This window comes from Oleiphilus sp. HI0043, from assembly GCF_001634935.1.
The window spans coordinates 14,495-40,502 of record NZ_LWEY01001056.1 but is presented as its reverse complement, the minus strand read 5'-3'; the positions used below and the strand labels follow the sequence as shown (position 1 = coordinate 40,502).

Sequence of the window (26,008 nt, the reverse complement as noted above, 5' to 3'; positions counted from 1 at the left end):
ATATCAACAGAGACTAGCCTGGAAACGCCAGGCTCATGCATCGTCACACCCATAAGCTGGTCTGCTTTTTCCATAGACACCTTGTTATGAGAGATATAGATAAACTGCACTTGAGAAGACATCTCCTTTACCATTCTGGCAAAGCGGCCAACGTTTGCATCATCAAGCGGGGCATCTACTTCGTCCAGCATACAGAAAGGTGCCGGATTCAGCTCAAAAATAGCAAAGATAAGCGCGATAGCAGTTAGAGACTTCTCACCCCCAGAAAGAAGGTGAATCGTGGCATTTTTCTTTCCTGGTGGACGCGCAATAATCATGACACCAGTTTCCAGCAAGTTGTCATCAGTTAATTCAAGATACGCGTTGCCACCACCGAATATCTTCGGAAAGAGGCGCTGCAAGCCTTCGTTTACTTGGTCATATGTTTGCTTGAAGCGGGTGCGTGTTTCTTTATCTATCTTTTTAATCGCATCCACAAGCGTATCTAGCGCATCGACAAGTTCATCATTCTGCTCATCCAAATGCTGCTTTCGCTCGTTCTGAACCTTAAATTCATCAATAGCAGCAAGGTTAATCGAACCAAGGCGCTGAATTCTTTGCCCTAATTGCTCCAAAGCTGCCTTCAAATTTGCTTCGTTGTCGCCTGCGTGAATTTGTGAACTAAGCGCATCAATTTCGAATCCATCCTCAAGAATCCTCTCTTCGAGGTTTTTCTTATTAATGGATAGCGCTTGAGTATCCATCCTGATTGCTTCGAGCTTTTCTCTTGCTGACTGTATTGCACCTTCAAACTTAACGCGAGCGCCCTCTTCCTCGCGCAAGCTAATACTAACGCTTTCAACGGATTTTCGCGCTTCATTCAGTCGCTCTTCTGCAATTAGCCGGGATTCCAAGAGACCTTCAAGCTGCATAGACAAGTCCTCTAAGGACTCATCTTCGTAATGTTCGCTATTATTAAGCTCAGTAATTCGTTGCTTCTTATAACTTAACTCTTTGCCTAGCCTCTCAATAGTTTGTTTTAGGGAGTTTACCTGACTAAGCTTTTGCTGTTGTTCAATTTGTTTCTGATGTACTGAATTTTGCGCTTCGCGAGACTGAGCTCTATACATCTCTAGCTGAGATTGAACACGCTCTCTTTCTTCGCTAAGAACTGCTTTGCGCTCAGTGAACTCATCAAGCGATAGCAGCGCTTCATTCCAGATTTCGCGCGATTCAGCAAGTTGCTCACGATACTGTTCAAGCTGATCTAACAACTCCTTGATATCTTCATCGTTTCGTTTTAGCTGGAGATTGAATTGATCTAGCTTGGCTTTATCTGCTCCTTGCTGACCAGCTATTCGAGCTTTCTCATTGGTCAGCGTTTTAATAGATACCTCGAAAGACTCTAAGTCTTTACGATATTGATGTAGAGCATCTTTATTGGCTTCAAGTTGAAGATTAACGGCATCAAGCTGCTCCTCTAGCGCTGGAATAGCTTTCTTTATTTTTGCGATAACATTTGCACGCTCAAGAACGCCTGCCTCGGTATCACCGGGCCTGTATACTCTTGCCCATGTTTGACCAAACCAAAGGCCATCAGTACATATAACAGACTCGTGCTCCGCCAGTGTAGCAATAGCAAGCTGTGCTTGCTCTTTTGAATCAGCAACTTTGATATCGTTTAGTATTAAAATTACTTGAGACGGTGCACCTTCAACATATTGAGCAAGTGATCCAGATTTTGCTACAACATTAGAGTTTGATCCATTTTTATCCTTATCTAATAAGGTAACAGAACCTTCCAGAGTTGATGTTTCGCAATTCAGAATAAGATCCGTTGCTACGCCGTCGGAAACCAAAGAGTTCATCCAATCATGAAGCGCTTGCTGAACAGCAATTTCCCAACCTGAAGTGACCTTAAGCTCATTCATCAGCAATGGCAGCTGATCAATACCCATCTGCCGCTTTTGCGCAGAAACGCTAGAATCATCACCCAAGACAGATTCTTGAAGTGTTACAAGCGAAGCGAGGACAGCTTTCTGCTCCGATATCTTTGCATGCAAGATAGACTTCTGATCGCTTAGTGATTCAATCTTGTCTTGTTGTTGCTCAATTTTAGGCAATATGTCATCAACTTCCTGCTGAGAGCTTAATAGTTTTTCATCTACTATCAACTGCTCCTCTTCCCATTGACCATGATCTAGCTCTTCAATACTTCGCTGCACATCAATAGAGGAGTGAGATAGGCGTTCATGCCGTATTTCGAGCTCTTGAATTCGTTCTTCTGTTTGCTGGATCTTAGCTTGCTCAAGCTCTGCGCTTTTTTGAGCATTTGCAGAGTCCTGGTTAAATTGATCCCACCGAAGTTGCCAGGATTCCATGTCAGATTCGCGCATTTCCAGCTCGAAAGAGGATTGCTCAAGCTGCTCCTGAAGCTCAATAAATACCGCTTCAATTTCTTCTAGATCCGCTAGCACAAGCTCATGTGTTTCATGGTCAGCGGACAATACCTCGTCAATTTCAGCAATTTCCTCTTTAAGCCGACTAACCTGTTGCTCCTGCTCGAGCTGGCGGCTCTTAATAAACTTAAGTTTTTGCTCTAGCGCAGCAATCTCACCGCCAGACTGATAAAATTTTGCCTGAAACTTATTGAATACCTCTTGCTTGTCTTCAAGTTCAGTACGCAGCACATCCACTTTGTTTTCATTGCTATTCTTAGCAATAACGGCATCTTCTATTTCTTTTTCATATTTAACAGACAGATCGGACTTGCCCGATAGGTCCTGATCGAGAAGATCCCAATATACAAAATGAAGTTTTGCAGAGAGTAGACGTTCTTCTTTCTTGAATTCAGTATAACGTTCAGCTGCATTTGCTTGCCGTTTAAGGTGCTGAAGCTGCTTACCAAGTTCTTCACGAATATCGGCCAAGCGATCAAGATTGTCCTGAGTTCGACGCATACGGTTTTCTGTCTCTCTGCGACGCTCTTTATATTTGGATATTCCTGCTGCTTCCTCGAGATATACGCGAAGCTCTTCAGGCTTGGACTCGATTAAGCGGGATATCATCCCCTGCTCAATAATTGCGTAAGATCGAGGCCCCATTCCCGTACCGAGGAAAATATCAGTAACATCTCTTCTTCGGCACTTAGTGCCATTTAAGTAGTATTGAGAGCTACCTTCTCTTGTGACCTTCCGCTTTATTGATATCTCAGTGAATGAAGCATACTCACCACTCAGCTTGCCTTCCTGATTTTCGAACAACAACTCGATCGATGCTTGTCCGACGGGCTGTCTACCGGTAGAGCCATTAAAGATAACATCAGTCATCGACTCGCCACGAAGGTTCTTTGCCGAACTTTCACCCATCACCCAACGAACAGCGTCGATAATGTTTGATTTACCACACCCGTTAGGCCCAACGATAGCGGTCATATTGGTAGAAAAAGGAACCGTCGTCGCATCTACGAAAGATTTAAATCCGGCTAACTTAATGGACTTTAAGCGCATTGCTCAGAAAGTGCTCCAAAACTAATAAATGGGTTTTCAAAAATTTTCGCTATTATCTACGGTTCAAGGCGCTATTTCTATCAATATGTTGAGAATATCGACGAAGCAAGTGGCGACGCACTGCCGTGACGGCCTTTAGAGGCCGAATATTGAGACATTTTTTTGACGAACCGGCAAGCCGCAACGCAACAAATCGCGTCAATAGTTTGTTCAATCACATCTAAAGCATTGTTTATAAGCTGTTTTTCTGGCTTGGCCCACAATTTGTATTAATTAACAATACTGGAACATTATTGTGGAGCCATACGATGAGCGGTAACGAACGAAACGATACAACAATTGATTTTAATAAGGCTAAGATAGTATCTACCTATCGCGATCTAAATAAATCAATTAGCGACAATAACGATATTATTTCTCGCTTAACTCGCCGCCTCCAAACCACGCTAGATTGTAGTGACATCATTCATATGTTTGCGAGTGAAGTCCAGACTTTGGTGTCATTTGATCAAATGAAACATGAAGCTTCCAATCAGAGCCCTATCACAATTGGTGATAAATCTGGTGTACATTCTTGCCAGTACAACCTCACCATGGACGAAACAGAATTAGGCGCAATTACCTTTTCTAGAAAGAAGCGCTTTCTTGAAGAAGAACTTTCCATTATCGAGCGCCTGGCTAGCACCTTGGTATTTCCTTTACGAAATGCAAAACTATATCAAGCAGCACTTCAATCAGCGCTTAGAGATGAGTTAACGGGTTGCGGCAATAAACGCGCACTTGATGCCAGCTTACACAGAGAGGCAGAGCTAGCGACACGTCACAACACCCCTCTTTCCGTTCTCATGCTTGATATTGATCATTTTAAACACGTCAACGATACATACGGACACCTAGCCGGTGATAGCGTCCTTCGCGACCTTGCAGCGACAATCAAAAAGTGCGCGCGTGGAAGTGATTTGTGTTTTCGCTACGGTGGCGAAGAGTTCGTATTAATTCTAGATGATACAGATGCCAATCAAGCTTTAAAAATTGCTGATCGAATCAGGCAGAGCGTAGAGCAACACACCTACCTATATAAGGGCAAAATTATCCCTGTAACCATTAGTGCTGGTACCTCGACCTTCATTCAAAGTGAAACCCTTGATAGCCTGAAAGAGCGAGCAGACAAGGCACTATATAGTGCAAAATTGAATGGTAGAAACCAGGCAGTTTCAAGCGAGCTAAATGACACCCTAACTACCTTGCCGATAAGTCACGCACATTAACAGCCACCAAAACCAACATCACGCTTTCTGAAGTAAAAATTTCGAAATTACACTTAGGAAACCCCTGTTATCCAGAGGTTTCGCTAAGGACTCTAGACCAGCCTCAATTGTATTAGCAGGGATTCGGTCGCGACGATCATTCATTAAGGCTTCAGAGTATTCACAAGTCCATTCCGGGTGCCCTTGGATACTAATCAAGGAATCACTCCATTGAACGGCAAAGTATGGACAAAAATCACTTGTCGCTAGAAGCTTGGATTCTTGCGGTATATTCTGGACTTGATCTTGATGGCTAACAATCATATTAAGGGCATTTCCCTCAAAGCCTAAGTCATAGGCGCACTTGGTTAATTCATTACTTGAAACACCTACACCCCAACCTTTAGAAGATTTCTCAACCGAACAATTCTTTGCTAAAGCCATGATCTGATGACCAAAGCAGATTCCAAACACAGGTATCGATACTCGATCCAGACATTGCACAAACTCTACTAATTTACTTATCCAGAACTCATTATCGTAGACACTGGCTTTGCTCCCAGTGATCACATAAAAACGAAAATCCTGTATCTGTTTAGGATATTCACCTTTACGCACATCATAAGTAAAAAACTCTAAGCTATGCGAGACCTGCGTAAAGCAATCTTCAACCATACCCGGATAGTTTCCGAAGTCGGTCCGGAACTTATCTAGCACGTCATCACACTGCAAAATGGCGACTTTATAGTTATCCATTATGCAGCCTACGCCCCTTCCCCAGGCGTTTCATTTACGCCTTGAATGGCATTTCCGATCAAGCGCGCATAATCAGCTGACGACAGCTGGATAGGGTTGCCACCAGCTGAAGGATCTTCAACAGACATGGCAGCTAATTTTTGTACATCGCCTAAGTTGATACCGATTTCATCTAAGGTACGTGGTATACCAAGGTCTGCTCGAAGTTGGTGGACCCAAGAAATAAACGAGTCTGCGGAACCTCCGTCTAGGTCAAGATATCTCGCGGCGCGCCCGAGCTTTGTTTTGATTTCACTATAATTCTCTTCGAGGACATAAGGCATCAAAATAGCATTTAGAAGACCATGATGCGCACCATATGTTGCACCTATAGAATGTGCGATAGCATGCATCGCTCCCAAACCTTTCTGGAACGCTGCAGCCCCCATACTTGAAGCAACCAGCATATGCATCCGCGCTTCTAGGTTATCGCCATTTTCGTATGCAAGCTGGAGATTTTCTTTAATCAGGCGCATACCTTCAAGCGCAATACCCTCAGCCATCGGGTGGTAAGAAGGTGAGCAAAAAGCTTCAAGGCAATGTGATAAGGCATCCAAGCCCGTTGCAGCGGTAATTTTAGCTGGCAAACCTGTCGTTACGTTGGGGTCCAATATCACTAGCACTGGTAGCATCTTTGGGTGGAATATAATCTTCTTTAGGTGTTTTTCTGAATCAGTAATGACAGAAGCACGACCAACCTCTGAACCTGTTCCAGCTGTTGTAGGAATTGCAATAACAGGTGCAACACCCTCCTCCTTTACCTTGCACCAGTTATCGCCAACATCCTCAAACTCCCAAATAGGTAGCTCTTGCCCAACCATTAAAGCAATTGCTTTTGCTGCATCAAGTGCTGAGCCACCACCAAAAGCGATTACTGAGTCATGCTTTGAGCGTTTAAACTGCTCAACACCGCGGCACACATCTTCTTGATTCGGGTTGGCTGATACCTGATCATAAACATCAAACTTAATGTTTGCGCGCTCAAGTGTCTGCTTGAGTTCATCACAAATAGGTAAGCTCGAAAGACCGGGATCCGTCACGATTAAAGGATGTTCAAATCCCTTTTCCTGGCACTGAGTAGCGAGCTCAGCCAAACGACCGGCGCCCGAAATAATCTGATTCGGGTAGTTCCAGTTCCCCTCCAATATATGCATAGTCAATTACTCTCAAATAGATTTTATATGGTAAGACTTTAGTTGGATGTAATTATCAAAGCCGTGCACAGACAAAGAGTAACCACGCCCGGTATTTTTCACCCCTGTCCACACCAATTCGGGATCTAGAAAATCACAGCGATTAACAAAAAAAGTACCCGTCTCAATCTTTTCGCCTAGCGCAGTCGCAGCCTCTAGGTCATTGCTATAAATAGCTGCACTCAATCCCAGGTCACTGTCGTTCATAAGCTTTACTGCTTCTTCATCGGAGCTAACAGCCATTATCCCCACAACTGGACCAAAGGTCTCATCACGCATTACTGACATCGAGTGATCAACATTCGTCAGCACTTGAGGTGCTAGATAGGCCGTACCATTCTGATCAAGAGGGAAATTTGTGACATCGATATTGGCTTTGGCACCTGAATCAATTGCGCCTTGAATCTGTTTGCGTATTCTTGCTGCCGCCGAAGCATTGACTACCGGACCAAGCGTCGTTGCCTGATCATTTGAGCAACCCAGGACATACTCCCGAGTAAGCTCTACAAAGCGCTCGACATACGCACTATAAATTGACTGATGAACATAAATCCGTTCGAGCCCACAACACGACTGACCGGAATTAAAGAAAGCACCATCTACAGTTGATTCAACAGCATATTCAAGGTCAGCATCACTACGAATATAGGCCGGATCCTTGCCCCCTAACTCAAGCGTTAGGTTAATAAACCTACCTGCACATGCTTTTTCAATATCTTTACCGGCCTCGACAGAACCAGTAAAGGTCACAGCCTTTATGGAAGGTTGCTCCAGCATAGTCTTGGCTGTGTCATGACTCATATGAAGGCATTGTAATACGCCCTGAGGAAGACCCGCGTCGGCAAAAGCCTCTACAATACGTTCACCGCACAAAGGTGTTTGGGCTGAATGCTTTAGGATCACCGAGTTACCAGCTAATAAAGCTGGAATAATAGAGTTGATCGGTGTGTGTAGAGGGTAATTCCATGGTGCTAGAACTGCTACCGTTCCAACCGGACACTTTTTAATGAAGCGCTTAAACCCAGGCTTATCGTCAACCTCGTTTGACGCAAGGCATCGATCAGATATTGAGATCATATGACGGGCGCGTGCTGCAAAACTGGAAACTTCGCCTTCTGCATATCGTATCGGTCGTCCCATTTGCCAACATAGCTCTTCAGCTATAAGCTCTTTTTTTTCTTCAAAGCACTCTACAGCTAACGAACAAATGTGCTTCTTTTTTTCCAAGGGTACCAAAGCCCAGTCATCTTGCGCTTTATCTGCAAGCAGCACCGCTTCAAGCATCTGCTCTTCGCCAACCAACTCTCTTTGAACATATAGAGAGCCATCAATTGGCGAATAGGTTTTCAGTTTTCTAGCCATAATATGTCTTCTAGTTAAATAATCTCGAAATACCGGTCCATTTCCCAGTCACTAATGTGCTTGCGAAACTCTCGCTCTTCCCATTCTCGGCTCGATGCAAAATGCTCTACAAAGGCATCGCCAAATAGGCCTCTCGCCTCTTTAGACTCCTTTAGAGCTTGCGCCGCCTCCCAAAGTGTTGCAGGAAGTTTTAATGCGCTGGGATGCGTTTGTGAATACGCATCACCAACAACCATTGGTGTCGGTTCAAGTTTGTGCTCGATACCATACAAACCTGAAGCAAGCGCCGCTGCCAAGGTTAGATACGGGTTACCATCTGCCGAGCCTAAACGATACTCGACTCTCTGCGACTTCGCTGAACCAGGTATAACGCGCAGCGAGCAAGTACGATTCTCAACGCCCCATGTAGCATCGGTTGGCGCCCAAAAGCCTGGAATTAGTCGCGTATAACTATTAACCGTTGGCGCAATCAATGACAAGAACTTTGGCATCAATAACTGCTGACCCGCAACGAAATGCCTTTGAGTATCACTCATCGAATAATCTTTACTTTGATCAAAAAAGACTGACTCATTTGTCTTCGCATCGTTTAAGGAAATATGAATATGGCCGCTTTGGCCTGGGTAGTCGGCCGACCACTTAGCCATAAAGGTGGCCATCAATTCATTTTTTTGGGCCAATACTTTAATGAAAGTTTTAAATAGCGACGCTTTATCGGCGGCATTTTGTGCGGTATCAACAGCTATCGCAGCCTCAAGAACACCTGGCCCGGTTTCTGTATGTAGACCTTCAATCGGAAAATCCATTTCCTCCGCAAGCCCAAGGATTTGTGCATATAAGTCGTGATGAACGCTTCCCCTTAAAACAGAGTAACCAAAGTTATCCGGCGTAAAAGGCTCAAGGTTTCGAAAGCCTTTTTCTCTTACGCTTTTTGGGGTTTCGTTAAATAGAAAGAATTCATACTCTAGCGCTGCATTGGCAGAAAAGCCCATTGAGTCTGCTTTTTGTAATATCCTATTCAAAAGATTGCGCGGACAGAGCACTGCCGCGGCACCTACGAATTCACAAATAAAAAGTAAAGTACCTTGCTCAAAAGGAATCTCCCTACAGCTTTCGGGAATAATTCGTACAGAGGCATCTGGGTAGGCTGTATGCCAGCCAGTGTAACTGACATTGTCGTATAACTGATCTTTCGAGTCCCAGCCCAAAACAACATCGCAAAAACCAAAACCCTTGTCGAGCCCAGCAAAGAACTTATCTTTGCTCATATATTTACCGCGCATCACGCCGTCTATATCGAAAAGACCAACTTTGACATGCTTTATTCCACGAAGATTTACAATATGCTTCGCATCTTCAATCGTTTTTACAGATCTGGCTTCCATCATATTATCCAAATATTTTTATTTTATAATCGCATCTAGCCTTAAGTTTAGGTTAGAAATGTTACATGCGCATAAAACTGCGGTGCATTAATAAAAACTAAGAGGAAATTACTAACAATGCGAGATAAGTGGGAGCTCGCTAAGCAATTAGAAATCGCTAGAATTGGGCTTCTATTTTAAAGGTGCTGCTAAGTTTTGAATCAGGATAAACTGGGTCATTTGAGCCGCTTTTGCTGGCATAGCTAAGCGCAAGAGATAACTGAACATAGTCATTAAAGTCATACTCAGATGCCAGATTCAACACAAATAGCTCAGAGACAGTAGACCAAGCCCCAAGCACACTCAAGCCGAGCACATCATTAAAGTACTCCTTGCTCCATGAAACATTCCAGATCTCGTTATAGATGGTACGATTCGTATCTTGCTCTAGACTTTTAAAACGCCATACACCAGCATTCACTTGATGATTAGCGGCACTTAGATATTCAAAACCTAGCGCAATTTCAAGCCTGTTTTCTAAGTTTTCAGGCCGACCACTCAGCGCATATACTGAAGAGAGTTGATTTGTTTTATAGGCCAAATCAAGCTCGTACATAATGCTTCCCTGATTGATACCCAGCGAAAGCCCATAGAGTTCGTAACGCTGACTATAAGGTGTGCTTTGAAAAGTATTCTTATCGATTAGTATGGAGAAATGATTAGCATACAGGCGGGCATAGCTTAACGAGAGATCAAAAGCCTGCTTAGCCAAACTTAAACGCCCTCCCCATTCGTCGCCCATCCCTGATCTGGCAATACGTTCTAATTCGCTTTCGAAATGAGAGAAACGATTCAACAGAGCATCTTCTTGATAGAACAGCTCAGCTGTAAGATCGTTTTGATAGCAGCGAAAAAGAGCCATCTCTGACGAGAGTCTGATATCACTAAAATCAGTCAATAAGGGTTTAGTGAAGTCAACTGGTGATATGACATCAAGCGCATTAGCACCCTCTACTCGCCCCCAGAACAAGGTTTGACGTCCAAGCTTTGCAACGCAATCCGAAAAACTTACCTGCAACCAGGCTTCATTTAACTCTCTATTCGTATAGGACTCTCCATAGTCACGAGATAGATTCTCTGGAGAGAAAAAGTGTGTTACCTCATAATCTATACGTGCATACGCACCCGACCAAAGGGGTGTATCCAGCTCAAGCCTCATACCAATATTTGACTGTTCAACATGCCGACCGTATGCCAATTCACGCGTGACAGACACGCTAAATATATCTATGAGCATAGCTGAAGACGAACCTGGCCTTTCGTGAGAGTCTTCGCCTAGTTCGAATTCATCGCTAAGTAACAGTGATTCTTCAGCAAGTAAGCTAGTATCATCGTAGACCTCATCCTGCTCTAGTAAGTCTTCACATATAGCAAGGCCACAATATGAGAGCAAATAAGTGACTAGTAGGAATCTAAGCATTAGTGTAACTATCACTTAAAGTGCTTTCTCAGTTTCGACAAATGCTGTTCACGGAAGGCAAAATCGTTGAGGCTACGCTGGGTCAAAAACGCTTCATCTAGCGCAACGCCAAGAACAACTTGTTCATTTACGATGGTTGATAAGCGCTTAGATTGCAGATTAAAGACCGTAATTTCACGCGCTAGCCACTTCCCGGACAGCTTCTCGTATTTTTTCATCAGAGTGCGTTTGTAAAGCTTGCCATGCTTGTCGTAACCTTGCACTTTAAGCGCTACAAATTTTTCTTTATCAATCCATAGAAGTAGCTTGCTATAGTTAGTCTTTCTTAGACGCACAGGCTTTGGTTTCGCTTCTATAACCCAAACTTGAGTTTGACCGTACTTTCCTTCTTGCAAAATCTTGTAGTCATATTCATCAGTTTTGCCACTTTCCATATCTTCTGTTGTAAACTCAGAACCAAAGAAAGCGACTGGTTCTTGATCATCAGATGAGCCACTCACCATTCGTTTCACCTTCCCCAAGGCAGACAGGTATAACCAAGACTCGGTATCTCTTGAATCATCTTCGTAGCTATATGTCAGCATGCCCACACCTTTTTCGCGGGCGGGTTCTAGAATGATAGAGATAGCTTTGCTGTCTTTTTTATTAACGCCAGCCTGAATGCTGTAGGATTCAAATCGTTTGATTCGTTTTGACTCGGTGCACGACACTTTCTTGCTCTTGATTTGAAAAGGACAAGAAGAAAGTGTCGATAGACTTAAGTTCATATCAGCCGTTTCTCGCTGAACTACATCCACTTTTTCCATAATACTTTTCGCATCATTAGCAGCTTGAGACAGTGTGCTAAATGCAATTAGCATCACCAAGGCCGAGACCTTAAAGCTTATCGTTTTCATGCGCCGACCTCCTCTTGACGAACAAGCGCTGCCATATGTTTTTTCCGCCCTAAATCTGGTTTTAGCCAGCTTATCAAGGCAGGCAGTAATAGTAAGTCTGAAGACAAAGCAACTACGATTGATAATGAACCAAAAATACCGGTTTTTGCCAGTCCCATATAGTCTGAGAAGGCAAGCATTGAAAAGCCAATCCCTAAGACTAGGGTAGTAAATGTTACCGCCTGGCCAACTTCTGAGATGGTGCTTTTAAGAGCCGCGTCAACATCACCAAGTTCAAACCACGCATCTCGATAATGTGCAACAAAGTGAATAGTGTCATCCACGGCAATACCAATAATTAAGGGAGCAATAATCAACGTGTCCGTATCTAAAGGTATATCTAGCAAGCCCATCAGACCGAAGGTAAAGAATGCTGGCAGGAGATTAGGAATCATTGAAATCAACCCTGCTTGCACAGAACCTAAAGAGAATATTAACAAGATCGTGATAATAACCAGTGCAAAAGCGAAACTCTTGATTTGTGCCCAGCTGATGTGATCGATTAACTCCATCATTAAGGCTAACTGACCTGTAACACTTACTTCAAGATCTGGATACTGAGCCTTTAAAGGTTCAAAATAACGATCTAGGTCAAGTTGAACCTGCTCAAAGAAATGGGTGTATTCGAACGAGCCCTTGTTCCGCAATTGAGCTGAAATATGAGTCTTGGAGTAGTCATCGCTTACAACATTTCTTCGGTCTCGGCTGTTGGCATTATCAAAGAGGTAAAGAAGCTGCGCCGCTAGAACTGGGTCTTCCGGCACGCGATCATAAGTGGGGTCCCCTTCATGCATTACCTTATTTGTATCTTTTACGAAATCAGCCAAAGAAAAGGTTTTAACAACGCTGTCAGGGTAGGTTTCGACCAAGTGAGCCTGGAAGGCATCAATCACCTTAAGTACTGCCGGTTCTTTAAGCGCATCAGACGATTTCATGTCAACAATAAACTCGAGATTCTGTGCCCCCATCATCTCCTTGTCGACCAAATCGTAAGTAACCCGAATCGGTGCATCTTCTTTTGCCAATTCGACTAAATTTGAGTCAATTTTTACTTGAAGCGTACCAATTACAAACAAGCCGAAAAGCGCGATATAACAAAGCGTGACAACTTTACTCTTTCTTTTAATGTACGCGGGTATTTTATCAAGGAAGTGTTGAAGCGAACTTGCTCTTCCTGCACCTCCACCCGACGCATACTTGCTCTTCTTTGCCTCGGCTTTCTTGGACGCTTTCAGATGATACGGATGCCAGAGATCTAGTAGTACAGGTAAAAGAAATAATGTAAAAATGAAAGCTACACCGACACCTAGGGCAGAATTTAAACCAAAGATGGCTATTTGAGGTAGATCGCTAATCATCAGGGCCATCATACCCGCCATGGTCGTGATGGTTGTTAAAAATATAGGGATGCCGGTTTTGCGATAGGCCATTCGCATCGCAGGGCGATGCTCCTCACCTTCTTGTCTGTATAGCATATATGCGCTCAGCACATGTACACAGTCAGCAGTTCCAACGGCCAGTATCAACATGAATGACAGACTCACCATTGTCGACAAAGTAACGCCAATTGCGCTCAGAAAACCTATAGACCAGAAGGCCGAAAACGAAATCACAACGACCGGCCAAACGACAGCTGAAAAAGAGCGAAACAGTATCCACAGCAAGGTAACAACGGCCAATAGCATTAAGCCCATTAACATCGACGCTTGAGCCATATTGTTCATGGCAAACTCCATCATGGCGGCGTTGCCTGTAAAGTGGAAACTGAAATGAGCGAATTCAGGCTTTGCAGCAACGGTACGCAGAGACGTCATAAAAACTAAGTACTCATCCATACTCATTTCTTCAAAATCAATAGGCTCATCACTGAGCTCCGTTGACACTATCTCAACTGCTGCGTCATCAAACTCAAATTCATCGCCTTGGAGTAAATCAACACCTTCGTCAACCTGGGGTTCTGAGGAAGAGATAACGCCAAAATCGGTTTTTATACGAATACCGCCGAATCTATGATCTGGCGAAAAGTACGCTAACTTAAAAGCGTCCTGCCCTAGCGCAATAGATTTTCGTTGCTCTAGCTCGAGATCGCTAGTTGGATAATCCTGAGCGTACAATTTCTTAGAGATAAGCGTGTCTTTATCTGCTACCTGATACCGCGCATTGTACAAACTGTCAATTTGATCAATTCGCTGAAGTATTCCACGATCAAATTCTGGAGAAACATCTTCGCTGCTTAGTCCAAGCCGGTGGTCATCGAGCTGCTGGTGAAAGGCCCTAATAGTGGCTACAGATTTTGATGAGAAAACATTTCCATCCTGAGCTTCGTAAACAATATAGATGCCGTCATCACTGCCAAACTGCTGTCGATATTTATCTAAAGAAACTTTAGTTGGATCATCATCTTTGAACCAGCTTTCGAGGGACATATCCATCGTAAACTTAGTGACCATTGCGTAAATAAAAGCCGCAGAGATAACAAAGAAGAGGCTGACGACAAACAAACGGCGCTTAAGTAGATAATCCGGAGCTCGCTCGAAAAAGGAATTAAGACTAGAGAGATAATTTTGCAAAAGTAGGATCCATTCAATTAGTTGGGCAAGGCGCTGACGATGACTTTGTATAGCAAATTTGAAGAATGCTGCAGTTTTGTTGTTATTCAAATGCGTAAGCAATGATAACGAATTTCATTTACAGAAAGCTATAAAGGCCATAACTAAAATAGCAATCAGTTCTCAATTTTAGTTAATTGTACAAAATCTAAACTACCCACTTTGATGTATATCAACCCCACCCCTTAAGCACTTGATAAAAGGAATAAATATATACCCCACTTGACATACATCAAGGCAAAGTAGGTAGAGGCGCTACAGAATCGGCTTGCTTCCAACTTTTGGCAAATAATAAGGAACGTGAATCATATGAATCAAACGCCTATTCAACCTAAGAACTACGATTATGGAGTAGTTCGGCAATTCACCATTATGACGGTAGTCTGGGGAATTGTCGGAATGCTTGTCGGTGTGCTTATCGCCGCGCAACTTGCATGGCCCGCACTAAATTTCGATTTACCGTATTTAACTTTTAGCCGCTTGCGGCCTTTACATACGAATGCAGTAATCTTTGCGTTTGGTGGTTGTGCACTCTTTGCAACCTCTTATTACATAGTCCAAAGGACATGTCATACGACACTGTTCGCGCCTGGTCTGGCGAAGTTTACCTTTTGGGGTTGGCAGTTAATCATTGTATTAGCAGCAATCACTCTGCCTCTTGGTTTTACGCAAGGCAAAGAGTATGCAGAGCTAATCTGGCCAATAGACCTACTCATTGCAATCGTTTGGGTTAGCTATGGTGTTGTATTCTTCGGCACGTTGGTAAAGCGAAACGTTTCGCATATCTACGTTGCTAACTGGTTCTATGCAGCGTTCATTATCGCTGTAGCGGTACTTCATATCGTTAACAACTTATCTATTCCTACTAGCCTGACTCATTCCTACCCTGTCTTTTCGGGTGCAACCGATGCAATGACTCAGTGGTGGTATGGACACAATGCTGTTGGCTTTTTCCTAACTGCGGCGTTTTTAGGCATGATGTACTACTTCGTTCCAAAGCGTGCGAATCGCCCTGTATACTCCTATAGATTATCAGTTGTACACTTCTGGGCTTTGATCTCTATTTACATGTGGGCTGGTCCGCACCATTTGCAATACACTGCTCTACCAGACTGGGCCCAGTCACTTGGTATGGTGTTCTCCTTGGTTCTATTAGCTCCGTCATGGGGTGGTATGATCAACGGTATCATGACGCTATCTGGCGCATGGGATAAGTTACGCTCTGACCCGATCCTTAAGTTCCTGATTGTATCCCTATCGTTCTATGGCATGTCGACCTTTGAAGGGCCAATGATGTCGATAAAAACCGTCAACGCACTATCTCACTATACTGACTGGACAGTTGGGCACGTTCATTCAGGTGCGCTTGGTTGGGTTGCTTTTATTACTATCGGTTCCGTTTACATGCTTGTTCCTGAGCTATTTAACAAAAAGCGCATGTATAGCGAATCGCTGATAAACAGTCATTTCTGGATCGCAACAATTGGTGTAGTACTTTATATAGCATCAATGTGGATCGCTGGTGTAATGCAAGGCCTAATGTGGAGAGACATGGGTGACGACGGTACGCTGACATATACTTTCATTGAAAGTATCAAAGCTAGCTACCCCTACTATGTCGTACGTGTACTTGGTGGATTAATGTTCTTGGTTGGTATGTTGATGATGGCATATAACGTAATTAAAACCATCGGTTCTTCCGAGTTAGACAACGAAGCATCCAACAAGGAGGCAGCATAATGAATCATCAAACTATTGAAAAGAACAGCGCACTACTTGGTGTATTAATTGCCCTAGTAATTAGTGTTGCCGGTTTGGTTGAAATCGTTCCGCTGATGTTTCAAACACAAACGACAGAACCAGCACCAGGCGTTAAACCTTACACAGCGGTTCAGCTAGCGGGCCGCGACATCTACATTCGTGAAGGTTGTTACAACTGTCACTCACAGATGGTTAGACCTTTCGCTGATGAAGTGTTGCGATATGGCCCTCCGTCAGTTGCAGGTGAATCAGTTTACGACCGCCCGTTCCAGTGGGGTTCGAAACGAACAGGTCCTGATTTGGCACGCGTTGGTGGCCGTTACTCTGATGAATGGCATCGTATACATTTAATCAATCCTCGTGATTTGGTGCCTGAATCAAATATGCCAAGCCTCCCTTGGTTAGCCGAGGCACCAGCAGAAACTGATAGCATTATAAGCAAAATGGAAGCCTTACGTTTACTAGGCCATCCCTATTCAGACGAAGAAATCGCTAACGGGCCCGCCCAGCTAGCAAATATGACTGAAATCGATGCTTTGATTGCATACTTGCAAGTGCTTGGCACTGCAAACAACGGGAGATAAGCATGGGCGAATTACAGCACACACTAAGCGGTTTAATGACCGGCATGCTTTTGCTTACGTTCATCGGAATTTGCTTCTGGAGCTGGAGTGGCAAGCGTAAAGAAGCGTTCGAGGAAATGGCAAATCTTCCCTTGGATAACACTGCAACGAATACTTGCAATAACAAAGAAAAAAGTGAGGCCTAATTATGAGTACAGGATGGAGTATTTTCATCAGTGTATTGGTCATCGGCAACCTAGTTGGTGTCATGTGGCTACTGTTCGCGACTTCTTCAAAGAAGTCGGATGAGAGCGGTGAGGTCGAGTCTACCGGACATGAATGGGACGGTATATCCGAACTGAATCACCCACTACCAAAGTGGTGGTTTAACATGTTTATTCTGACAACTATTTTTGCAGCAATTTACATGTACCTTTACCCTGCACTAGGTAATAACGAAGGTTCATTAGGTTGGACTCAACTTAATCAGTTAGACGCCCAAATGGAAAAGAATAGAGCGGACCGCGCTGCCTTCTTTTCTCAATTTGAGGGCAAAACAGCTGAAGAACTTCAAGCAAATACTGAAGCAATGAAAACTGCTTCACGCTTGTTTGACAATAACTGTTCGCAATGCCATGGTTCCGATGCTAAAGGCTCAAAAGGCTTTCCGAATCTTGCAGATGATGACTGGCTATACGGAAATAGTTCAGATTTGATTTCGCAGTCAATTCTAAATGGCCGTCAAGGCGTGATGCCTGCTTTCGGCGCAATTTTAGATGACACGCAAAGATCTGACCTTACTCAGTACGTGCTTAGCTTAAGCAATCAGTCCACTGACGCGACCAAAGCAGAACAAGGCAAGGCAAGCTTTGATATGCAATGCGCTGCTTGCCATGGCATTGACGGTAAAGGCAACCAGCTGCTTGGTGCGCCCAACCTTACTGACAATATTTGGTTATATGGCGGACTGTTAAGAGATATTGACGCCACGATAGCCAATGGACGTAACGGCAACATGCCGTCGCACAGACATTTGTTTAGTGAGCAAGAAGCTAAAGTTCTATCAGCTTATATTTTGTCTCTATAACTTTGTCATCAAGGTGTAATTCAGCGCCCAATCATTTATATAGGCGCTGAATTACACCAATATTTATAATGATCCGAGGTCAATGATGATTCGAATTATCATATCGCAACTACGCACGATTGTTCCCGAGGAAGAATTACAGTCGAAAGTTTTCTGGCGCTCATTTGGTGTTATGGCTTGGGTGTCTTTTTTATGCGCAGCACTGGCAACAATGCTTTTCTTCGCAGCATTTGATCCGATAGAGTTATCAAGTATCGCGACTTTCCCTGTAGAGTTTAGCCCAAATGCTCTATATACATTAGGCTTTTTCCTCTTTTGGGTGTTTGGTTTTAGCTGCACAGCTTTGAGCTGTGTCTTATTGGCCCTACCTCTTGCCAAACGACAAAAATCCTTGTCAGAACATTACGATGAGGAAGCTGACTAGTCGGCTCAAGACAAAAACAACTTGCAGCTGCTCCTAGGCCTGCAGGCATCTAGTTCTATCTGTTTACATTGGTGTTAATTAATGGATATTGAAAACAAAATTGCACATCGCTTCAAGTCTTCCGACAGCAACTTGTATGCAAGTCATGAAAAGGTACACACCCGTGAAGTAAAAGGTGTTTTCCAATCGCTTCGCAAAGCAATGATGTTTACACTGCTCGGGCTTTACTATTTTGCAGCCTGGTTTACATGGGATGGACATCAAGCAATTTTGTTCGATTTACCGGAGCGCCAGTTTCATATTTTTTGGCTAACGTTTTGGCCTCAAGACTTTTTCTTTCTAGCTTGGCTATTAATCATGGCTGCGCTCAGCCTATTCTTTTTTACAGCCTTGGCTGGCCGCTTATGGTGCGGTTATGCCTGCCCCCAGACCGTCTGGACTGAAGCCTTCGTTTGGATGGAACGCATTATTGAGGGTGACCGAGGCGCACAGCTTAAGCTGGAAAAGATGCCCTGGAATGCTGAAAAAATTCGCAAACGGGGGACCAAGCAGCTTGTATGGCTCCTGTTCTCATTATGGACCGGTTTTACCTTGGTCGGATATTTTACACCTATACGCGAGTTATCAGCGTCTTTGTGGACAACGCTGTCTGGCACCTACACTCTTGGGCCCTGGGAAACTTTCTGGATCCTATTTTATGGTTTTGCGACTTATGGAAACTCTGGCTACCTCAGAGAACAGGTATGCTTATATATGTGCCCTTATGCACGCTTCCAAAGCGCCATGTTCGATAAGGACACTCTGATTGTCTCCTACGACGATGACCGTGGCGAGCCAAGAGTTAAGGGTAAAAAAAGAAAGGAAATGGCCGACCAGGCAGGTGACTGTGTTGACTGCTCTTTATGTGTGCAGGTCTGCCCTACTGGCATCGATATTCGCGAAGGCTTACAGTATGAGTGCATTGGCTGCGCAGCTTGTGTGGATGTATGTGACCAGGTAATGGAAAAAGTCTCGAAACCTCAAGGTTTGATTCGCTACACCACTGAACATTCCTTACATCACGAAAAAACTAAGATTCTTAGGCCGCGAATTGTCGCTTATGCTATTTTGTTAGTTGCTTTATTTGTTGCCTTTGTTATTGCCATTGCAATGCGTTCACCGCTAGCAGTTGATGTACTCAGAGATCGTGGTGCACTATACCGCGTTATCGACGCGTCTAATATTGAAAACGTCTATAACTTTAAGGTGATGAATAAAAGTAAGAATGCGCAAACATATCAAATTGATGTGTCCGGAATTGACGGCGCAAAGGTTTCTTACAATGAAGTGCAAAAAATAGCACCAGGCGAAGTTGGCAATGTTACCGTAACCGTTGCAAGCCCCGTAGCGTCTTTAGATAAACCTATTGAAACTCTTGAGTTTACAATCTCTACCAAGATTGAGGATGATATATATAAGGTTCAAGAAAGTTCTCGATTCTTCAGCCCAAGATAGCACCGTAATCACAATACCTACCCAGAGATGGAATATAACAATATGAACGATACAAATAATAAACCTCAAACTGCCTGGTATAAGCAGTTTTGGCCTTGGTTTTTAATAGCATTACCAGCATCAGTTGTTGTCGCGAGCATGTTCACAATCTCGATTGCTATAGATAGCGCGCCAATAATTACTGACCGTGAGATCGGGCGATTTGCCCGTGAAGAAGTGAAAGAACCTTAAGCTTATACTTGCAGTTTTCCGACGATGCTTTCAAGCTGATTAGCAAGATCAGCTATCCTCTTTGAGTCTTCGCTAACACTCATTGCATTAAGTAGAACGTGGTCGGCTCCTTTTTTGACTTCCTCTAGGCCATTGCTCACAGCGAGACTTGTTTGGCTCTGCTCTTCAGCGGCAGACGCCACGACAAGATTACTGCGATTGATACGATCACTTAGGGAGCGAATATCAGAGAATAAAGCAACCGTACGCTCCGAGCTCTCAACGCTGTTGTTTGCTGTCGAGGTACCTTGATCCATTACCCGAATAATATCGCTGGTTACACTTCGAATTGCATTTACAAGCTGCTGTATCTTCTCGCTCGACTCATGTGCATGTTGAGCGAGCGAACGAACCTCATCTGCAACCACCGCAAAGCCACGACCAGACTCTCCTGCTCTTGCAGCTTCAATTGCAGCATTGAGCGCCAAAAGATTAGTCTGTTCAGAGATTACCTGTATCTCGCTTGTTGTAGAATCTATTCTCTTCGTATCATCTTGCAAGGTTGATATCAAAGTCGAAACTTGGTCGATCTCCTGACTTAGCGTATGTGTAACATCCTTGGCTTGTTGGACTTCTAGCTCGCCCGAAGCAGTGAGATCAGCCGCAGACGAACTAACTTCATGCATCTCTGAAGCGCTGCTGGCCACTTCCTGTGCGGCAATTGTTAATTGCGCAATTGACTCTAGAATTGCCGCAGTTTCCTGCTGTTGCTCAGACATATCCCGCTCGGTTCGATTTGCATTCTCCTGAAGGCTTGCAGCAGATTGATGCAGCGATCCAGCAGTATCCATAAGCACTTTAACGGTACTTTGATAATTATCTTGCATGGCATTAAAAGCCTCAGCCATGTCGCCCACTTCATCAAGACAATCTATTTCTACTCTTGCAGTTAAGTCACCATTCTTCCTAACATGTCTCATAACTGATTTTAGATTATCAATATGACGTTCAAAGAAGGTAATCAAAATCTGTGAGCAGACTAAAAGAACTAACATCAAGACAAATACGACGGAGGCAAAATTGAGCGCTTGAGCTTTAAACATTTGTATCAAAGAAGGTTTAACGGCTACACGCGCAATGATTGCGCCATTGTCAAGACTCGCTTTTGTAAGAGTCACGGCAGGGAACTCATCGAGCCATCCACCACCAAAGGTAACAAGCAATTCTTTTGCATCGAGCGCCTTGTCGATAGACTCACTTGAAATTGAATTGTGAACATTTTTACCAGTAAAATAATCTTGCTGACCTGACTCACGGTAAATCAGGTTATTACTAGCTGCTGTCAATGCCCGGTACTCTAGTGGGTCCAACTCTTTTGAAATAGATAGTAAGCTATCGACAATATCAGCATTGTCCTCACGACTTTCATCCAAGATGAAAGAATGATTTATTGCAATGGAGGCAGCAACCATTAAACAAACAATGGTAAATGAAACCCCGTTTAACAACCAAAACTTATACTTTAAACGGAGATTCAAAAGAAACTTATACATATCTGGTAAGGCTCAATTAATTATTATCGTCAATAAAATAGCAGTATAGACCTAAACTTCGGATTCTAAAGGATGTTTAGTGATTTATTCACCTCCCTAAAATTAGCCCTCAGATAAAAACAGGCCTGACTAAGAGAAAATATCTAAAACGGATTTGGAACCTTTCTGCAAACCTCTTGTCCTAAGTTCTACAGTTGCTTAAAAGAATCCCGATAGAGTAGGAATTTATGAAAAAAACACTTTGGATCGTCAGTTTGCTTAGTATTATTACCTATCTGAGCGCAATCACCCAAGCAGCACAAGAGCCTGGGGCATCCACCATGAGTAAAGGCGCCATTGTCTCAGCGAGCGACACGGCGATTTTTGCCGGCGGCTGCTTCTGGTGTACCGAAGCAGACTTTGAAAAGCATAAAGGAGTACTTTCCGCCACGTCGGGCTATATCGGAGGTAGTGAACAGTCACCCGCATACAAGCAAGTAGCCTCAGGCAAAACCGGCCATGTCGAAGCGGTTCTAGTAAAATTTGACCCTAAAGTCACAAATTATCAGTCCCTACTTGATGTTTACTGGAAACATATTAACCCAACAGACTCTGACGGACAGTTTGTTGATAGAGGAAAGCAATATAGACCCGTAATCTTCTATTTGGACCGTGAGCAAATGAACTTAGCTGCTTCTTCTAAAGCATCCCTTCAGAGCAGCGGCATATTTGATAAACCCATTACGACAGAAATTATAGAAGCTGGTAAGTTCTGGCCTGCCGAAGACTACCATCAGGACTACTTCAAAAGAAACCCAATAAGATATAAATATTACCGCTACAATTCAGGTAGAGATCAGTATCTGGAAACAGTTTGGACAAAGGAAAATCTTGAGAGGAAAGCTATGAGCGAAAACAAACAGACTAATCAATACAGCAAACCAAGCGATACCAAGATACGTGAGAAGCTCAGCGACCTTCAATACAAAGTTACCCAAAAAGAAGGGACGGAAAGATCATTCGATAACGAGTACTGGGATGAGAAACGTGAAGGTATCTATGTCGATATCGTCAGTGGAGAACCCCTATTCTCATCGAGAGATAAGTTTGATTCTGGCACAGGATGGCCGAGCTTTACTAAACCGTTAATAGAAGAATATATAGTTGAAAAGAAAGATTTTCGTTTATTTATGTCTCGCACCGAGGTTCGTAGTAAATTTGCAGACTCACATCTTGGGCATGTCTTTGATGATGGCCCAGCGCCAACTGGTTTAAGATACTGTATTAATTCCGCCGCGTTGGAATTCATTCCCAAGCAGCAACTTAGTAGCCGGGGTTACGAGCAGTTTCTAGATCAGTTTTAAACGAACGATATATTTTCTTTCAGGGTGCTGTCTGTGTAATATAAGTAAAATTACTTTACTTAAACATTTGCGCCCTGAAACTTTAATGAGTTTAATTTCACGCCTCGTCAGCATTAACTACCCCGTTACCCTCTGCTTACTGTCTATTATTTGGGCAAGCATATGGTTCTATCACAGTCCCAAAAATATGCTACCCAAGATTGAAAACAAGGCCGATAGCAGTCTGTCCGTCCCGCTTCCTGACTTTTCAGTTATTCAGAATATAAGTGAGAAGAAGCAGTCTTTTTTTGAATATTTATTGCCAATGGTTAAGGACGAAAACCTTCACATACTTCGCCTCAGAACTGCAATACAAGCTATGAGCACTTCCATAAAAAAAAATGGTGCCGCCAGCCTGAACCAATACGACAGAAATTGGCTTAAAGCGCTTGCAATGAAATACAAGGTTGTGCCAACTACCAACCCAAGTCAGACACTTGGCAGACTGCTAGAGCGTGTTGATACCGTCCCTGCTTCTATGGTACTGGCACAAGCGGCCATTGAGTCTGGCTGGGGGACCAGTCGTTTCGCTAAGCAAGGAAACAACCTATTTGGCCACTGGTGCTTTAAAAAAGGATGCGGTCTTGTACCTAAATTCAGGAATGAGAACCAACAACATGAGGTAGCTCAATTCGAGACTATAAATGAATCCATCAGGGCCTATCTGATGAACCTAAATAGCTTCTCGGCATATGATGAATTCAGGAAACTACGCGCTAAGTTCAGCAGCACAAGCAAGCAAGACATGAGCAGCCTAGATCTACTGCCCGGACTTTCCCCTTACTCCGAACAAGCTGAGCGTTATATTGAGAAAGTTCGCATCATGATCGAAAGCAATAACCTCACTCAATATGACCTAGCCGGCTAATAAGGGTTAGCATTATTCAGAAATATCACGAATGATGTTATCCAGATCTCATCGTTTAAATTCAATAAGATATAGAATACAGAAATATTCAAGGACTCAGCATTCTCTGAACGCTTGGAAATTAAGTAATTAATCACACATGGAACTACCCAGGTAATTTATCACTATGGAATTCAACTCTCGTAAACTCTTATCATTGGCTGCAATAACACTGTCTTTGGTGCTTTGCTCGTCCGCAACTCAAGCAAGGGTACAAGAGCCGGTTCCAGTCTATGAAGACCATCTTTCTATCGGCCCCGGCATTACATTTGGGTCGGCACCCTATATAGGACATGATGGCACCTACTCCTTTTTACCGACTTTCAGTTTTCAGTGGGGAAATTTGTTCGGCTATAACAATCATGATGAGCCACTAGTTGGCTTCGAGTTATTCAGGCATAAGCGTATTATGTTTGGCCTTGCGGTAACATCGGGACGAACATTTTTGGATCTTGAGAATATTAGCGCTGATATGGAAGAGTTGTACTGGGGCATTGATGAAAATAGAGATAGAGCTTACGAGGCTGGCTTTATTTTTCGCTTTTTCTCTCGTGTGGGCTTAGTTGAAATCAAAGCTTTTCATGATGTTGTAAGCACCTACTCTGGCCCTAGATCTTCGATCAGCTGGTCGCGCCCCTTCCCTGATACTGGTAATTGGTCAATTATTCCACGTATGTTTATAAAACATTATGGCAACAAGTATAACACTTACTACTACCAAGTTACCGAAGCTGAAAATGAGGCGGCGGAAAGTTATGTTATTGAAAAATATGGTGCTGGCGAAGATGACGCCAATATCGATTATTATCAAACTATTACCAGACCTCAATATGAGCCTGGAAATAGTGGACATGTCGGGTTCGACCTTACCGTCGAATACAGCATATCTGACAAACTAACCGCGACGGGCTACCTTGCCATAGAGAAATTTTCAGGCGAAATAGAAACCAGCCCCTTAATAGAAGATAAAGAACTGATTCTAGGTAATATTGGCCTGCGATACAATTTTTAACCTGCACCTTCTTTTGGCAGCGCACCTCAATCACATTGCGCTGCCAACACCCACCCAAGTTAAACCTGTTGCACCTAAATTTCATTTAAGACAAAAGCCATTTTACTCTTTGTAAAACCGTTTATAATACAGACATAATTAGTGGTATCGTTTGTATCACCCACTCCCAAGCCCTTATAACCCCGCTTTACTAGGTAGGTGTAAATGTCTGATATTAATGAAACTGCGATTAGCAGCTTAAACGAAGCGTCCTCCGCTATTTCAAATCTCGCAAACTCTCTTGATAACAGTTTTTCATCTGCCATATCATTGATAATGAAATCTGAAGGACGCCTAATAGTTTCAGGCATGGGGAAATCCGGCCATATTGGCAAAAAAGTCGCAGCTACACTCGCTTCTACCGGCACACCTAGTTTTTTTATTCACCCCGCCGAAGCGTTTCATGGTGACTTAGGGATGATCCGCCCTAGCGATATCATCTTGCTTATCTCGAATAGCGGCGAAACCGAAGAAGTGATCAAACTCATCCCTAGCCTTCGGCGCTTCGGAAACAAAATTATTTCGATTGCTAACGCCCCTGATAGCACGCTAGCAAAAAATTCAGACGTCTACTTGAATATTTTTGTCGAAAAGGAGTCATGCCCAAATAATTTGGCTCCTACCACATCGACAACGGTGACACTAGCTTTGGGCGACGCACTTGCTGTTTCACTAATGAAAGAAAGAAACTTTCAACCTGAGCACTTTGCAGCCTTTCACCCTGGAGGAAGCTTGGGTAGACAGCTACTGACCAAGGTGCGTGACGAAATGCTTGCTCAAGACCTACCTTTTGTAAGCCCTGAAACACCTGTTGATGAAGTTATCATTACAATGACTCAATCGCTTCAGGGTATTGCAGTTGTTATCGATGAAAACAAAGCGCTTCTTGGCGTAATCACTGACGGAGACTTGCGCCGTTCTTTGGTAAAAGGTGGTGACATTCACACCCAAAAAGCAAAAGATATAATGACCACAGACCCAATAACCATTGACGAGGGAGAAATGCTCTTTACGGCTGAAACGATCATGAAGGAAAACAGCATTACAAAATTACTGGTTACTGACGGCAAAAGAACTGTTAGCGGCATACTCTCAATATAAGC

Annotated in this window: 21 protein-coding genes; 12 read left to right on the top strand and 9 right to left on the bottom strand. The window is 43.5% G+C overall.

Going from position 1 to position 26,008, the window contains the following annotated elements; genetic code table 11:
- Positions 1–3,488, bottom strand: a 3,488-nt coding sequence (smc, locus tag A3729_RS11210) for a chromosome segregation protein SMC (protein ID WP_068633840.1), incomplete at its 3' end; no start/stop codon positions are given.
- A gap of 308 nt (positions 3,489–3,796) precedes the next feature.
- Here smc and A3729_RS11205 point away from each other — a divergent pair.
- Entirely contained in the window at positions 3,797–4,756 is a 960-nt protein-coding gene (locus A3729_RS11205; RefSeq protein WP_068516688.1) for a GGDEF domain-containing protein, read from the top strand.
- 18 nt (positions 4,757–4,774) lie between these two features.
- Here A3729_RS11205 and A3729_RS11200 read toward each other — a convergent pair whose 3' ends face one another.
- From A3729_RS11200 to A3729_RS11170, 7 genes are all read right to left on the bottom strand, one after another.
- Positions 4,775–5,491, bottom strand: a complete 717-nt coding sequence (locus tag A3729_RS11200) for a hypothetical protein (RefSeq protein ID WP_068553483.1) — start codon at positions 5,489–5,491, stop codon at positions 4,775–4,777.
- Positions 5,492–5,499: 8 nt separating this feature from the next.
- Entirely contained in the window at positions 5,500–6,684 is a 1,185-nt protein-coding gene (locus A3729_RS11195; RefSeq protein WP_068516696.1) for an iron-containing alcohol dehydrogenase, read from the bottom strand.
- A gap of 12 nt (positions 6,685–6,696) precedes the next feature.
- Entirely contained in the window at positions 6,697–8,085 is a 1,389-nt protein-coding gene (locus A3729_RS11190) for an aldehyde dehydrogenase family protein (protein ID WP_068553484.1), read from the bottom strand.
- A gap of 14 nt (positions 8,086–8,099) precedes the next feature.
- Positions 8,100–9,473, bottom strand: a complete 1,374-nt coding sequence (locus A3729_RS11185; protein WP_156490408.1) for a glutamine synthetase family protein — start codon at positions 9,471–9,473, stop codon at positions 8,100–8,102.
- Between the two features lie 154 nt (positions 9,474–9,627).
- A complete protein-coding gene (locus A3729_RS11180; RefSeq protein ID WP_068633838.1) occupies positions 9,628–10,929 on the bottom strand; it encodes a DUF1302 family protein in 1,302 nt (433 codons plus the stop codon).
- A gap of 11 nt (positions 10,930–10,940) precedes the next feature.
- Positions 10,941–11,825, bottom strand: coding sequence for an outer membrane lipoprotein-sorting protein (locus tag A3729_RS11175; protein WP_068506535.1), 885 nt, complete (start codon positions 11,823–11,825; stop codon positions 10,941–10,943).
- Positions 11,822–14,434 (bottom strand): RND family transporter, encoded by a 2,613-nt coding sequence (locus A3729_RS11170; RefSeq protein WP_156491928.1) that lies wholly within the window; start codon positions 14,432–14,434, stop codon positions 11,822–11,824. The genes A3729_RS11175 and A3729_RS11170 overlap by 4 nt, the downstream gene beginning before the upstream one ends.
- Positions 14,435–14,782: 348 nt before the next feature.
- Here A3729_RS11170 and ccoN point away from each other — a divergent pair, with 348 nt between their 5' ends.
- The 7 genes from ccoN to A3729_RS32920 all read left to right on the top strand — a co-directional run bounded on the left by ccoN (position 14,783) and on the right by A3729_RS32920 (position 20,033).
- Positions 14,783–16,213, top strand: coding sequence for a cytochrome-c oxidase, cbb3-type subunit I (gene ccoN / locus A3729_RS11165; RefSeq protein ID WP_068506532.1), 1,431 nt, complete (start codon positions 14,783–14,785; stop codon positions 16,211–16,213).
- Entirely contained in the window at positions 16,213–16,818 is a 606-nt protein-coding gene (gene ccoO, locus A3729_RS11160) for a cytochrome-c oxidase, cbb3-type subunit II (protein ID WP_068554743.1), read from the top strand. Before ccoN ends, ccoO begins: the two co-directional genes overlap by 1 nt.
- 2 nt (positions 16,819–16,820) lie before the next feature.
- On the top strand, positions 16,821–17,003 hold the full coding sequence (locus A3729_RS11155) for a CcoQ/FixQ family Cbb3-type cytochrome c oxidase assembly chaperone (RefSeq protein WP_068506528.1): 183 nt from the start codon (positions 16,821–16,823) through the stop codon (positions 17,001–17,003).
- A 2-nt stretch (positions 17,004–17,005) separates the two neighbouring features.
- Positions 17,006–17,884, top strand: coding sequence for a cytochrome-c oxidase, cbb3-type subunit III (ccoP, locus tag A3729_RS11150; RefSeq protein ID WP_068554745.1), 879 nt, complete (start codon positions 17,006–17,008; stop codon positions 17,882–17,884).
- 82 nt (positions 17,885–17,966) lie between these two features.
- Complete coding sequence (locus A3729_RS11145) at positions 17,967–18,308, top strand: hypothetical protein (protein ID WP_156490703.1); 342 nt, start codon at positions 17,967–17,969, stop codon at positions 18,306–18,308.
- Positions 18,309–18,389: 81 nt separating this feature from the next.
- A complete protein-coding gene (ccoG, locus tag A3729_RS11140; RefSeq protein WP_068506518.1) occupies positions 18,390–19,802 on the top strand; it encodes a cytochrome c oxidase accessory protein CcoG in 1,413 nt (470 codons plus the stop codon).
- 42 nt (positions 19,803–19,844) lie between these two features.
- Positions 19,845–20,033 (top strand): FixH family protein, encoded by a 189-nt coding sequence (locus A3729_RS32920; RefSeq protein WP_068554747.1) that lies wholly within the window; start codon positions 19,845–19,847, stop codon positions 20,031–20,033.
- Between the two features lie 2 nt (positions 20,034–20,035).
- On the opposite strand, the gene A3729_RS11130 is transcribed toward A3729_RS32920, so the two are convergent.
- Entirely contained in the window at positions 20,036–21,565 is a 1,530-nt protein-coding gene (locus tag A3729_RS11130) for a methyl-accepting chemotaxis protein (RefSeq protein ID WP_068760189.1), read from the bottom strand.
- Positions 21,566–21,885: 320 nt separating this feature from the next.
- Here A3729_RS11130 and msrB point away from each other — a divergent pair, with 320 nt between their 5' ends.
- The 4 genes from msrB to A3729_RS11110 all read left to right on the top strand — a co-directional run bounded on the left by msrB (position 21,886) and on the right by A3729_RS11110 (position 26,006).
- Positions 21,886–22,908, top strand: a complete 1,023-nt coding sequence (msrB, locus tag A3729_RS11125; protein WP_368664616.1) for a peptide-methionine (R)-S-oxide reductase MsrB — start codon at positions 21,886–21,888, stop codon at positions 22,906–22,908.
- An 85-nt stretch (positions 22,909–22,993) separates the two neighbouring features.
- The gene (locus A3729_RS11120) at positions 22,994–23,815 is read left to right on the top strand and encodes a glucosaminidase domain-containing protein (RefSeq protein WP_082870316.1); all 822 of its coding nucleotides are present in this window, start codon (positions 22,994–22,996) and stop codon (positions 23,813–23,815) included.
- 166 nt (positions 23,816–23,981) lie between these two features.
- A complete protein-coding gene (locus A3729_RS11115) occupies positions 23,982–24,866 on the top strand; it encodes a MipA/OmpV family protein (RefSeq protein WP_068633836.1) in 885 nt (294 codons plus the stop codon).
- A 204-nt stretch (positions 24,867–25,070) separates the two neighbouring features.
- A complete protein-coding gene (locus A3729_RS11110) occupies positions 25,071–26,006 on the top strand; it encodes an SIS domain-containing protein (protein ID WP_068633834.1) in 936 nt (311 codons plus the stop codon).
- The last annotated feature ends 2 nt before the right edge of the window (positions 26,007–26,008 follow it).